The sequence below is a fragment of the Pseudomonas sp. CIP-10 genome, assembly GCF_020911845.1.
Taxonomy (GTDB): Bacteria; Pseudomonadota; Gammaproteobacteria; order Pseudomonadales; family Pseudomonadaceae; genus Aquipseudomonas; species Aquipseudomonas alloputida.
In genome coordinates, this window is record NZ_CP087161.1 from 294,107 (window position 1) to 306,463 (window position 12,357).

The 12,357-nt window shown below is 57.5% G+C and carries 13 protein-coding genes and 2 pseudogenes; 8 read left to right on the forward strand and 7 right to left on the reverse strand.

The genetic code is table 11. The features are described from left to right. Window positions 1-288: 288 nt before the first annotated feature. Window positions 289-1,272 (reverse strand): GlxA family transcriptional regulator, encoded by a 984-nt coding sequence (locus LMH93_RS28545; protein WP_054895170.1) that lies wholly within the window; start codon window positions 1,270-1,272, stop codon window positions 289-291. A 253-nt stretch (window positions 1,273-1,525) separates the two neighbouring features. Here LMH93_RS28545 and LMH93_RS28550 point away from each other — a divergent pair, with 253 nt between their 5' ends. The 4 genes and pseudogenes from LMH93_RS28550 to LMH93_RS28565 all read left to right on the forward strand — a co-directional run bounded on the left by LMH93_RS28550 (window position 1,526) and on the right by LMH93_RS28565 (window position 3,790). After that, the gene (locus LMH93_RS28550) at window positions 1,526-2,317 is read left to right on the forward strand and encodes a cysteine hydrolase (protein WP_082412262.1); all 792 of its coding nucleotides are present in this window, start codon (window positions 1,526-1,528) and stop codon (window positions 2,315-2,317) included. Window positions 2,318-2,396: 79 nt separating this feature from the next. Beyond that, window positions 2,397-2,846 (forward strand): annotated as a pseudogene (locus tag LMH93_RS28555) (alpha/beta fold hydrolase); the annotation flags it as partial. Beyond that, a pseudogene (locus tag LMH93_RS28560) lies at window positions 2,797-3,105 on the forward strand (TniQ family protein); the annotation flags it as partial. The pseudogenes LMH93_RS28555 and LMH93_RS28560, both read left to right, overlap by 50 nt. Before the next feature lie 61 nt (window positions 3,106-3,166). Further along, complete coding sequence (locus tag LMH93_RS28565; protein WP_003155741.1) at window positions 3,167-3,790, forward strand: recombinase family protein; 624 nt, start codon at window positions 3,167-3,169, stop codon at window positions 3,788-3,790. Window positions 3,791-3,956: 166 nt separating this feature from the next. On the opposite strand, the gene LMH93_RS28570 is transcribed toward LMH93_RS28565, so the two are convergent. Then, window positions 3,957-4,508: a chlorite dismutase family protein gene (locus LMH93_RS28570; RefSeq protein ID WP_082412261.1), complete on the reverse strand. Its 552-nt coding sequence runs from the start codon at window positions 4,506-4,508 to the stop codon at window positions 3,957-3,959. 160 nt (window positions 4,509-4,668) lie between these two features. On the opposite strand from LMH93_RS28570, the gene intI1 reads away from it, so the two are divergent. The 3 genes from intI1 (at window position 4,669) to sdhC (ending at window position 7,394) form a co-directional block, all read left to right on the forward strand. Then, a complete protein-coding gene (intI1, locus tag LMH93_RS28575) occupies window positions 4,669-5,682 on the forward strand; it encodes a class 1 integron integrase IntI1 (protein ID WP_000845048.1) in 1,014 nt (337 codons plus the stop codon). Window positions 5,683-5,982: 300 nt separating this feature from the next. Beyond that, window positions 5,983-6,909 carry a recombinase family protein gene (locus LMH93_RS28580; RefSeq protein WP_004574516.1) on the forward strand — a complete coding sequence of 309 codons (927 nt, stop codon included), beginning with the start codon at window positions 5,983-5,985 and terminating at the stop codon, window positions 6,907-6,909. Window positions 6,910-7,019: 110 nt separating this feature from the next. Next, window positions 7,020-7,394: a succinate dehydrogenase, cytochrome b556 subunit gene (gene sdhC, locus LMH93_RS28585; RefSeq protein WP_005005993.1), complete on the forward strand. Its 375-nt coding sequence runs from the start codon at window positions 7,020-7,022 to the stop codon at window positions 7,392-7,394. An 860-nt stretch (window positions 7,395-8,254) separates the two neighbouring features. Here sdhC and LMH93_RS28590 read toward each other — a convergent pair. The 5 genes from LMH93_RS28590 to LMH93_RS28610 form a co-directional block, all read right to left on the reverse strand. Further along, the gene (locus LMH93_RS28590) at window positions 8,255-8,521 is read right to left on the reverse strand and encodes a hypothetical protein (protein WP_003464988.1); all 267 of its coding nucleotides are present in this window, start codon (window positions 8,519-8,521) and stop codon (window positions 8,255-8,257) included. Between the two features lie 169 nt (window positions 8,522-8,690). Then, window positions 8,691-8,972: a DUF427 domain-containing protein gene (locus LMH93_RS28595; RefSeq protein ID WP_003464986.1), complete on the reverse strand. Its 282-nt coding sequence runs from the start codon at window positions 8,970-8,972 to the stop codon at window positions 8,691-8,693. 67 nt (window positions 8,973-9,039) lie between these two features. Next, entirely contained in the window at window positions 9,040-9,312 is a 273-nt protein-coding gene (gene grxC / locus LMH93_RS28600; RefSeq protein ID WP_005005995.1) for a glutaredoxin 3, read from the reverse strand. Window positions 9,313-9,765: 453 nt separating this feature from the next. After that, entirely contained in the window at window positions 9,766-10,512 is a 747-nt protein-coding gene (locus LMH93_RS28605; protein WP_002118292.1) for a ferredoxin reductase, read from the reverse strand. Beyond that, complete coding sequence (locus LMH93_RS28610; RefSeq protein WP_003464980.1) at window positions 10,505-11,107, reverse strand: sulfite oxidase-like oxidoreductase; 603 nt, start codon at window positions 11,105-11,107, stop codon at window positions 10,505-10,507. The genes LMH93_RS28605 and LMH93_RS28610 overlap by 8 nt, the downstream gene beginning before the upstream one ends. A 467-nt stretch (window positions 11,108-11,574) precedes the next feature. Between LMH93_RS28610 and LMH93_RS28615 the strand changes: the two genes are divergently transcribed. Then, a complete protein-coding gene (locus tag LMH93_RS28615; protein ID WP_003464979.1) occupies window positions 11,575-12,045 on the forward strand; it encodes a TlpA family protein disulfide reductase in 471 nt (156 codons plus the stop codon). Window positions 12,046-12,357: the final 312 nt, after the last annotated feature.

The following is a 12,357-nucleotide window of genomic DNA, read 5'->3' on the forward strand; positions in this document are numbered from 1 at the left end:
CCCACCCCTTCCATCGAGCGGACATCTTCCGGCAAGCCTCCTTTCGCGGAAGGGTCAATCGCGAAGCCAGGCTTCAACGGTGATTCTGCAGAAGGTTGATCCGCGCCTTCACGCAGCCTGGCAATGGTAAAGGGGACAGATTAATTTTAGCTTCTCTAATTTCACCCCACATGCATGCAAGCCAAACGCGCGCATTGTGATGGGGCCTTTAGTCAGTGAGGTTCCCGGGATCGACCACGGCGTGCGTATAGCCGCATCATCAGGCCCTCGAACCTTCGCAAGCGCGGACTATTGGTCTGCCTTGCTCCCGGATCCGCCATCTCCGTTGGCCTGACGAACGCTCCGGCGCAGTTCTTGTGGCGTCCGCCCAATGACTCGCACGAAGCAGCGCAGCATGTGATCGGCATCGCCGAATCCGGCGCTCCTGGCGATCTCCTCGAAAGTCTGATGCCCGCCCTCAACCAGCGGCCTTGCCGCCTCGATGCGAAGGCGCTCGATCGCTTTGGCCGGCGTCACCCCGATGGATGCCGCGAATACACGGCCAAACTGACGCACGCTCATATGCGCGACGTCAGCCAAGCGCTCGACTGACAGATCATCACGCAGATGATCGCGCGCATAGCTCAGCACCGTGCGGATGCGATCTGAGCCAGGGTCGAAATCCAGCAGCGAAGAGAACTGGTACTGACCACCTGGCCGTCGATAGTAGACAACCAGCATGCGTGCGACGGAGCGCGCCACCTCTTTGCCCAGGTCCTGCTCGATCATGGCCAAGGCCATGTCGATGCCAGCCGACATGCCTGCGGACGTCCAGACATTCCCGTCTTCGGTCCAGATTCGATCTCCGTCCACGCGCAGCGACGGATAGCGAGCCTGCAGTTGCGGAGCATAGTTCCAATGCGTGGTAGCGACACGACCGTCGAGCAGGCCGCTCTCGGCCAGCACGAAGGCGCCAGTACAGACGCTGGCCGTGCGGCGAGAGCGCAGGGACATGTGCCGGATCGCGGTCGCCATCGACATCGTCCAGTCACCGATCGGAGCGGCCGGTGCGCCGACGATGATGAGCGTGTCGAGGCGGTCGACGACTTCCAATGCTTCGGTCGCGACCTGCAGTCCGCTCGAGGCGCGGATCAACCCGCCCTCAAGCGAAGCGACCGTGAATCGATAGCCCGAAGGGCGCGCGCTATTGGCGTTGGAGAAGGCTTCGAGCGGGCCACTCAAATCCAGCAATACGAAGCCCGAATAAACCAAGAAACAAACGTGACGTGGCATGACCTGAACGCCAATAGCCCGGCAGAAGAGTCATTAGACGCGCCTCCTGTTTGGCAGGTCAACGGGTGCAACAACGGGGCTCGGCCGTTGCCAGATCCGGCCATTCGCCTGGAAGCGCTCGTCTGGCCATCCAAGTGCACCCGCCTCACTCGAGGTGGCTGCGCTTGTCGGCCGAAATCCAGGGACAAATGTCCTATTCGTACCAGCCTCTCGCCGTACCGTACTCGCACCACCCCACTTCGAGGACATGCAAATGACCTTCAACAAGACTCACCCCAAGACAATGCTCTCCTACGCCGCCGTGTTGGGGGCCATCCTGATGGCGCCTGGCATCAGCTTCGCCGCCGAGAACTCCTATGCCGACCCGGTCAAGCCCGCGCTCCCGGCCTCCACTTTTGAATGGGATCTAAGTCGAACCGCTCTGGTCGTGATCGACCCGCAGATCGACTTCATGAGCCCGGAGGGTGCAGGCTGGCCGGTGTTCGGTGCGAGCGTTACCGAGCAAAACCTGGTCCCGAATCTGCGCCGGCTCTTCGCGGCGTCCAAGAAGGCTGGAACGACCGTCGCCATCTCGCCGCACTACTACTATCCCCACGATCATAAATGGGAGTACGAGGCGCCGACGGAGACCGTTCAGCACAAGCTTGGCCTCTTCGATCGCAAGGGCGCCTTGACGCTGGATGGATTCCGTAACTCGGGTGCCGACTTCATGCAGGAGTTCAAGCCCTTCATTGAAGACGGCAAGACCATCGTCGCATCACCGCACAAGTTGTATGGCCCCCAAAGCAACGACCTGATGCTGCAGCTGCATAAGCAGCGGGTTGACAAGATCATCCTTGCCGGTATGGCCTCCAACCTGTGCGTCGAATCGCATCTTCGCGAGTTTCTGGAGCGCGGTTTCGAGGTGGTCGTCGTACGTGACGCCATCGCCGGACCGAAGCTTCCTGACGGCGACGGCTACGGTAGTGCACTGGTCGACTTCCGCTACATTGCCAACGGTCTGCTGACGACCGACGAGGTAGTGAAAAAGCTGGAAGGACGCTGACCGCGGGTAGAACCAATTTCCCAACCAGGCACGGGAGCCCTTGTTGCTCCCGTGCTAGCCAACTGACAAGGAGTCACCCATGAGCAATACCAAAACCTTCGGGCCTGCCAGCCCGGACCGGCGAGATTTTCTGGTGCTAGGCTTGAGTGCCGCGGCCCTGGCTGCCGTTTCCCCGGCGTCCTTCGCTGCACTCTCGTCCGTCCACTCTCCTTCCATCAACCGCGGAATCATGACCATGAGCACAGTGACTACCCAAGATGGCGTTGAGATCTTCTACAAGGACTGGGGCCCGAAGGACGCCCAGCCAATCGTGTTCCACCATGGCTGGCCGCTCAGCGGTGACGATTGGGATAGCCAGGCCCTGTTCTTCGTTGGCCTGGGCTATCGCGTCATCGCGCACGATCGGCGCGGCCACGGCCGGTCCGCTCAGGTGAGCGACGGCCACGACATGGACCACTACGCTGCGGACGTCGCGGCGTTGGACGGAGCCGCACACTGGTTTCACCAACGGCCTGCCGGCGAAGGTGCCGAAGCCGGAACCCATCAACCACTGGCAACGAGCAGCCCAGGCCATCGATGAGGCCATCATTGAAGCGCGACACAACCCGGAGACGGCCCGCTTGCTGTTCACACTGGCGTCCTACGGGCGACGCGACCCCGAATCCCTGGAACGTTTGCGCGCCACGTTCACCAAGGAGGGCATCCCGCCGGAGTTTTTGTCACATTACGAGCCTGAATGGCCGTTTGCAGGTCTTAGACTAAATGACGGGTTAAGTGACAGTTTTTGACGGCGAGAACTTTCTGGCTCACACTGTCACATAATCGAACGTATACGTGACGGGTGAAAAGGTGCTGATCGGCTACATGCGGGTATCGAAGGCGGACGGATCCCAGTCCACCAATTTGCAACGCGATGCGCTCATCGCCGCTGGTGTGAGCCTTGCGCACCTTTACGAGGATCTGGCCTCGGGCAGGCGCGATGATCGCCCAGGGTTGGCTGCTTGCCTGAAGGCGCTTCGTGAAGGGGACACGCTGATCGTGTGGAAGCTCGATCGGCTTGGCCGTGATCTGCGCCACCTGATCAACACCGTGCACGACCTAACTGCGCGTAGCGTGGGCCTGAAGGTCCTGACCGGTCACGGTGCGGCGGTCGACACGACGACTGCCGCCGGCAAGCTTGTGTTCGGTATTTTTGCCGCGCTGGCCGAGTTCGAGCGTGAGTTGATTTCCGAGCGAACAGTCGCTGGACTTATCTCGGCGCGCGCTCGCGGCAGGAAAGGGGGGCGCCCCTTCAAGATGACCGCCGCCAAGCTACGCCTGGCGATGGCCAGCATGGGGCAACCGGAAACCAAGGTGGGCGATCTCTGCGAAGAACTCGGGATTACCCGGCAGACGCTCTACCGGCACGTGTCGCCCAAGGGCGAACTGCGGCCAGACGGCGTAAAGCTGCTCTCCCTCGGTTCAGCCGCATAAATGGAGGCGACCTGGAACGGGGCGCTGTTCAGTGCGGCAACGATCCGATTACCGGTGTCGACCCAGAGCAGCCGTAGAGCTTTTGGGAAAGCTGTCGTTCAACGTTTGGTTAAGGGGCGGGCTTTAGCCCGTCCCGGCGAGCACAGCGAGCGATTTGAACCAATTGTTAGAAATTTTTCACAAGTCGGATATCTATTTCGCGTTCGACGTACTCCCACTCCTTTGATGAACGTAACTGTGCCAATAGTTTGTTAAATAAGGCAGTATGCTCCGGGGCGAACTCGAACCAAGTTAAGAAATCGAACGGTTCACCGAGATCACGAGAATGATGCAGTTGTCTTGCGATTTCTGGAAGATAAGCCAGCCCAATCTCTGTGTGGTGTGACTGTGCTTCAAAAATATTGCGCCGTTCCTCTTGCGACATGGCCCACCACTCTGGACTTTTCTTTATTGGAATGAGCGCTGCACATGATGACGTAGGACGATTTAAGTCTTCCTGCTTTGCACGAAGTTGATTGATCTCCTGCCGTTCAGCGTACCGTACATTGCTTGTAAAGCCTTGAAGTGTCCAGGTGCCACGTTCGACCAAATTGATTGAGGGCATATTAACGACATTGACCCTTTGCACCATTTCAAGAGGCATGCCAATGACGGTTTCACAGCTTGTGACTCGCCATGAACCTTCGGAACCGCCAATGAATGAATAATGATTGTTCATGTGATGGGTGCCCTAAATGTCTAACTTTGTTTTAGGGCGACTGCCCTGCTGCGTAACATCGTTGCTGCTCCATAACATCAAACATCGACCCACGGCGTAACGCGCTTGCTGCTTGGATGCCCGAGGCATAGACTGTACAAAAAAACAGTCATAACAAGCCATGAAAACCGCCACTGCGCCGTTACCACCGCTGCGTTCGGTCAAGGTTCTGGACCAGTTGCGTGAGCGCATACGCTACTTGCATTATAGCTTACGAACCGAACAGGCTTATGTCCACTGGGTTCGTGCCTTCATCCGTTTCCACGGTGTGCGTCACCCGGCAACCTTGGGCAGCAGCGAAGTCGAGGCATTTCTGTCCTGGCTGGCGAACGAGCGCAAGGTTTCGGTCTCCACGCATCGTCAGGCATTGGCGGCCTTGCTGTTCTTCTACGGCAAGGTGCTGTGCACGGATCTGCCCTGGCTTCAGGAGATCGGAAGACCTCGGCCGTCGCGGCGCTTGCCGGTGGTGCTGACCCCGGATGAAGTGGTTCGCATCCTCGGTTTTCTGGAAGGCGAGCATCGTTTGTTCGCCCAGCTTCTGTATGGAACGGGCATGCGGATCAGTGAGGGTTTGCAACTGCGGGTCAAGGATCTGGATTTCGATCACGGCACGATCATCGTGCGGGAGGGCAAGGGCTCCAAGGATCGGGCCTTGATGTTACCCGAGAGCTTGGCACCCAGCCTGCGCGAGCAGCTGTCGCGTGCACGGGCATGGTGGCTGAAGGACCAGGCCGAGGGCCGCAGCGGCGTTGCGCTTCCCGACGCCCTTGAGCGGAAGTATCCGCGCGCCGGGCATTCCTGGCCGTGGTTCTGGGTTTTTGCGCAGCACACGCATTCGACCGATCCACGGAGCGGTGTCGTGCGTCGCCATCACATGTATGACCAGACCTTTCAGCGCGCCTTCAAACGTGCCGTAGAACAAGCAGGCATCACGAAGCCCGCCACACCGCACACCCTCCGCCACTCGTTCGCGACGGCCTTGCTCCGCAGCGGTTACGACATTCGAACCGTGCAGGATCTGCTCGGCCATTCCGACGTCTCTACGACGATGATTTACACGCATGTGCTGAAAGTTGGCGGTGCCGGAGTGCGCTCACCGCTTGATGCGCTGCCGCCCCTCACTAGTGAGAGGTAGGGCAGCGCAAGTCAATCCTGGCGGATTCACTACCCCTGCGCGAAGGCCATCGGTGCCGCATCGAACGGCCGGTTGCGGAAAGTCCTCCCTGCGTCCGCTGATGGCCGGCAGCAGCCCGTCGTTGCCTGATGGATCCAACCCCTCCGCTGCTATAGTGCAGTCGGCTTCTGACGTTCAGTGCAGCCGTCTTCTGAAAACGACAAATCGGCTGGTTAACCTACCTGCGCTACGGTTCAAATAACTGGTACGCTTAATCAAAGTTCAACTATTACTAACGTAGTCGAGTAAACGGTACTTTTGATGAAGATCGGTTATGCGCGGGTGAGCACTCGGGATCAGAACGCCGACCTCCAGGTCGATGCCCTGAAACAGGCCGGGTGCGAACGCATCTATCAAGACATCGCCAGCGGCGCGAAAAGCGCCCGGCCGGAGTTGGACAAGTTGCTAGCCCATGTTCGAGCGGGCGACACCGTGGTGATCTGGAAGCTGGATCGCCTCGGGCGCTCCCTCAAACACCTGGTCGAGCTGGTCGGCGAGCTGGCAGAGCGCAAGGTCGGCTTGCAGAGCCTGAATGACCCAATCGACACCACCCACGCCCAAGGTCGCTTGGTGTTCAACCTGTTTGCCTCGCTGGCCGAGTTCGAGCGCGAGCTGATCCGCGAGCGGACTCAGGCGGGTTTGTCGGCCGCGCGGGCGCGGGGCCGGATCGGTGGCCGTCCCAAGGGCCTCCCAGCCAAGGCCGAGGCCACCTCCATGGCGGCCGAGACGCTGTACCGCGAGGGCCGCCTGAGCGTCAGCGCCATCGGCGAGAAGTTACACATCTCCAAGAGCACGCTGTACAGCTACCTGCGCCATCGTGGTGTTGAGATCGGCGCACACCAGAAGAGCGCCCAGCCGCGAGGTCAGCAACGCAATGTCGCGTCGCCGGCAGAGCCCGCCGCCGAGCAGGTGGCCACCGTCACGCTGCGCCTGGCGGTGGTGAACAACAGCAAGTTCGTTCGCGGCCGGAAACGGGCCAAGGAAAATATCGAGCGCTACTGCTTGGAGCCCTACAGTATGAAACGGCTGGAGTCGGGCAACTACGAACTGGCCATTCCGTATCGGAGCGACGATGAGCTGGACAAGACCGTGCATGACTTGCTGACCGAGATCAGCCAGGAAGCCGACATGCGCAACTGCTTTATCGAAGCCGATGCCTGGGAAGAAGGCTCTGAACGGCGCTGGTAGGGCTTAAGTGCACTTTCTGTTCCATTGCTCCCCAAACCCCAGTTACAGCTGCTATGATGAATGAGATCGAAAACTGAAATCCCCCACTAGAATTGTTGACTGGAGTCAAAATGAATAAAAAGCGGCCGGTTAATCTTGATATTCGAACCATTCAGCTTCCTCTCACGGCGCTTACATCGATTCTGCACCGGATTTCAGGAATTATGCTCTTTATTTTTCTGGGACTGATACTGTATATGCTGAGCAAATCGTTGGAGTCAGAAAAGGGTTTTAATGAAGTCAAGGAGATTTTTTCTTCACCTTTCGGCAAAGTTAGTTTCTGGTTGGTATACTCTTCATTTATTTATCATCTCGTAGCCGGAATTCGACACCTAGTTATGGATGTGGGTGTTGGTCATACTTTGAAAGGCAGCAATCGCGCCTCTACTATTGTTTTAGTAGTGTCGGGTGTTTTAATGGTTGCTGGCGCCGTATGGATTTGGTAGCTGTGGAGTCGTAATGCGTATTTACAAGGACTAAAAGCGTCCTTTAAAGCTAACTTACGAAAGTATTTATAATCGACGGTTCACGCTTAAACGGTTGAATCCTTTCGGGCTTCCGAATAGCTGTTAGCTGAAAGCTATCATGAGCTAAGTTTTCTGTGCATCATCAAATGTGTTAATGGGAGCGCCATAGTACTAGGTACAAATATGGCTCTAGGACAATGTTAGATGTTTTGGATTTTGAGGCGGATCGCTCTTATCGAAGATCGTCTAATTCGCTCTGAAGCGCAGGTTTTTTGAAACTATCACCTGGTTGGCACACTGTGCGAATCAACATCAGATATGAGAAAGCCAATCAGGTGAACACTACCCTCGAGGGCTCATCTGTCCAGTTAAAGCCTCGAGTCTTTCTGGGTGCGCAAAAGACAAGAAGGTTATATGGGAAAATTATGAGGCCTGGATACCATGCGTCATGGGCGTGCCGATGCTGTGAGTGACAGAGCGAGAAGCAAGTGAAAGTCCCTGAAGTAGGGGCGGGATGCGCCCGAGTGGCATTTTTTGTCTTAAGGTAGATCGCGTAGCTGTTCTTCAGAATAATCTTCAGAGCGTTGACGACAGCCATCGCTGTGCATTCCTCAAGAATAGAATGTGTCGGAAGGGTGGCGTCATTGGTGTTAGTCATCGCTTAGGATTTCTCAATCTGGCTTACACGGGCGCCTGTACCGATATCCCCGCGGATGGCGACGTATCGATGTTGAATTCCTCGCCAGACGAAGTGCAATGAGCTGCGGCTATAGGCTTGCGCAGCCTTAGATAGCCGGCCGTCGCAGGCGCGCCGGTTGGCCGGGATCTTCTTCTGCCCGTCAGGTGTCCGGTCGGAACTCCAGCACGAACGCTACGACCTTTTCGGCGGACATTTCGCACGGCTTCAACAATGTCCTATCTGATGTAACGCGGAAGAGGTTGAAGCTGACAATGTCAGTCCCGTCCAACTCCCTGGCGAACAGACTGTTGCGACGTCCGTCCCCAGATCGCCGGACGATCAAGCTGAAACGCCGGCCTTCATAAGTCCCTTCTCTGTATCCCTCCGCAAGCTTCGCGAAAGCGGCATCGAACTCGGAATGCTCCATGTCATCCATCCTTATTGATAGAACAGAGGCGCGGCGGGTGCGAGACCGCCAGTGCCGGGTCGCGCTAAGGTGCCGGGCAGATTCCTGCAGCCGACGAGGCCCGGGGTGGGCAGGATAATTGAGATGTCGGCGCCCGCATGGCTATCAGCGAAGTCGTCCGTCCAGTCTGCTAGGCAACGTCCACGCCTTTCCAGAAAGCGATGTAATCCCGGATACCCTCGGCATCCGGAGTGGGGGCGGGATAGGTCCAAGCGGCGTTCACGTTGAGCGCGTCACCCGCGCGAACATGAAAGAAGCGCGCGGCGCCTTTGATCGGACAGACAGATGTGTGCGGGCTCATCTCAAGCAGGCTCAGGTCGACTCCTGACGGTGGGAAGTAGTGATTTCCCTCGACGATGACTGTTTCGTCGCTTGTGGCGATAGTAGTGTCTTTCCAGATGGCTGAGACCAACGGACTCTCCTTTTGTATTCATCAACCGGCGAAGGCTCGCGGGCTGGCTGCCCCAAGCCGCACCTCCTCAGGTGGCAGGCGGGTTGCGCCCGAGAAGTTTGTCGAGCTCGCCTCTGACATCGAGCGCGAATAGCTCATCGGAGCCACCGATAAGGGTGCCATTGATGAAGATCTGCGGCACGGAGCTTCGCCCCGACGCTTCCGCCATGGCCTGCCGGTGAGCCGGATCCGCCTCAATATCGAGCTCCTTCCATCGCACGCCCTTTTCCTTGAGGAGCGCCTTCGCTCGGCGGCAGAACGGGCACCAATTCGTGGTGTACAGCAATACATCAGTTGTCATATTGCATCTCCGGCAGTTGCACGCGGATCGCTGTCATGGCGTTGATCTCCAATTCGCGGCGTTCAAAGATGGCGACTGCACCTTGGCCGACATCGGAGCAGATGCTGACGATTGGCCGCTATCCAGGCGACATGGCCCAAAGTGCTTTCACCGCCAGGCAGAGGCCGCACGCGCCTCCTGTAGCGCCGAGCCGATGCTCTAAGGTAACCGAGCCTCGATTGGGACGGAAGCGGTCCCGCTCGAATCGCCCATCATGCTGGTCGAGCATATCAGGACGACGGATAGTGCAGGAACTTTCAAATTGAGCTTGATGTCGAGCCAGGTATCGCGAGCGAAGGCGTTCTAGAGGCCGGGGGGTACGAAGACTGTGTTCGGCAAAACGGTTCACGTTGATCGCCAAAGCTTCCCAGGGCGCACGTCTACGATCGGCGCGACGTGAGATAGCTCGCGCCGCTAGCCCCCGTAGCGCTCCGTCTTGATGATGGAGGCGTCCAAGCCCGCCAGCAGCGCGCTATCGGTTGCGATGTTGACGAATCCGTTAGACCCGCAGACGAACACTTGCGTCGGCTTTCCCTGAAGCCTGGTTAGAATTTCTTGGACCATCATGCCGTCGATCCGTCGCGCAAAGTCCGATGCGCGAACCGGTTTCTCGCGCGTAATCGCGAGCGCCAGGACGAACGCCGGATCGCTGATTTCGATGCAATGAAGTTCTTCTGAGAAGAGAACGTCCTCGGCGGTTCGTGCGGACAGGAGCAACGCTGTCGGAACGGCTTGGGCCAATGCGCGGCGCTGCCGGATCATTGCCATCAACGGCACGAGGCCGGAGCCTCCCCCGATCAACAGAACCGGATCTATGGCAGGCTCAGGCCAAAGGAAATGGCCACCGAGCGGACCGCGAACTTCGATTTCGTCACCAATCGCCGCGATGTCGTGAAAAAACGGCGAAACTTCGGCATCCGGCATGCGCTCGATAGCTATCTCGACGATCGGGGTCGAAACTGCCGATGACGCGATCGAGTAGCTGCGCATTGCACTGTAGCCGTCGGGCGCGGTCAGCCGGATATCGACGTGCTGACCTGCGGTGTGCGCGAACGGCTTGCTCAACCGAAGGAAGAAGCTCTTGATACTCGGTGTTTGCTGGATGATGTCGTCGATCACGCATGATTGCCACGAACGGACTTGCGCTTCGTTTTCAGTCATGGGTGTATCGTTGTTCGCGCCACGGATCGCCGTAGATGTGATAGCCGTGCAGCTCCCAAAAGCCGGCCTCGTCACGCGTCGTGAATTGCAGCGCATTCACCCATTTGGCGGATTTCCAGAAGTAAAGGTGCGGCACTAGAAGACGCGCCGGCCCCCCATGATCGCGGGAAAGTGGCTTGCCCGCATAACTGAGGGCGACCATCGCTTTCCCGGAAAGCAGATCCGTCAGAGGGACGTTTGTCGAATAATTATCGTAGCAGTGCGCCAAGACGAAATCGGTAGGCCGATCAAGCTCTGCATCTGCAAGGATGTCTTCAATGAGTACACCCTCCCAAACGGTATCCAGTTTGGACCAAGAGGTGACGCAGTGAATATCCTTTGTCACCTGGGTCTTTGGTAGAGTGTTGAATTCGCCCCAATTCCACGTTTTGACGGGCTTCGGACCAATTTTGACTGTGAATTTCCAGTCGGAGGGCTCTACCCTCGGCGTAGGGCCGGCCGACAGAACAGGGAAATCCTCCACCAGATGCTGACCTGGCGGAATCCGATCGGACTGGTCGCCTGAACCGCGACCGGTGAAACCTCTGGTGACCATAGTGACCCCTCTTGCTCGATACGGCAGACCGAAGCCGGCCTTCATTTCAGTACTCTGCGTAAAGCATTTGCCCGCACATCCGCCGAATAAGCCAATCGACTAAAAATCAGATACAGATGCTCTATCATCGTAAAAAATCGCGTATCGAACATAGCGTCAGGCCAGCATGATTCCCAATACCCAATGGCTATAGGGTAGATAACCCCAAGGCTGCGTACGCTGATCTGCGGTATGCGGAGCGGAAGTTGCAGGTTCGCTCTCAAACGGATGGGCAGCGTGCAAAGCTCAAGGCTCACCAGCGCATGGTTGCCCAGTTCGCGCTCGCCGGCAGCTTGAGTATATTAAGGACGAAATGTCGATCTGATCTATTCTGGCTTCAGGAAATAGGGAAAATAAGGTCGGACGTTCGCGCACCGTCGCGACGCGCGATCATCCACTAAGCTTCTGTATCGGGGTTGGAGGATCAGATGAACGAGATCGAACGACAAGCGCCTGAGCTGCGGGTGCAAAAATGGATTGGCAAAGATGGGGAAAGTATCGCGCCGTTCAAACTGTCAGATATCGGGCCCGGCCCGAAAATCTTGTTTGCCTTCCAGCATTGGTGCCAAGGTTGCCATTTGCATGGGTTTCCGACGCTACAAAAGTTGCATGCAGCGTTGAGCTCAAAAGACGTGGGGTTCGCAGTGATCCAGACCGTCTTCGAAGGAACGCATGAGAATACCTTCGAGAAGTTGCGCGTGAACCAGCTCAAGTATGAGCTTCCTATCGTTTTCGGTCACGACGAGCAACCGACCGGCTCGCCGTTTCCAACCTTCATGGAAGACTACCGCACACGAGGAACTCCGTGGTTTACGGTTATCGACGCTGGCGGTAGCATTGTTTTCTCGGACTTCCATCTCGACGCGGAGCGACTAGTGAAGCAACTTGAGCAAGGTTAATCGTTGGAAGGTGGGCAATCATCCTGATTGCCACCCATCCCCTGATGCCCACTACAGGCGTTGCGCGCTGTAACTCTGTTGATCAGCGTGCGAAAACCCGGATCCGGATAGGAGGAGCGTCAACGATTGAATCAATCCGTTGGGAGAGGGCGGCTCCGCTCCGTCAGCTCGGCAATAGATAACCCATTCTCGCCGAGCAACTCTCTGATCCGATCGACGATATGAGCCCCTAGCGCCGCTGTCTTGGTCCCCCCCACAGATTCCCAAGATGCGAGTTCACACGCCGATACCTCGTGGTCAGCGCCGAAGTGC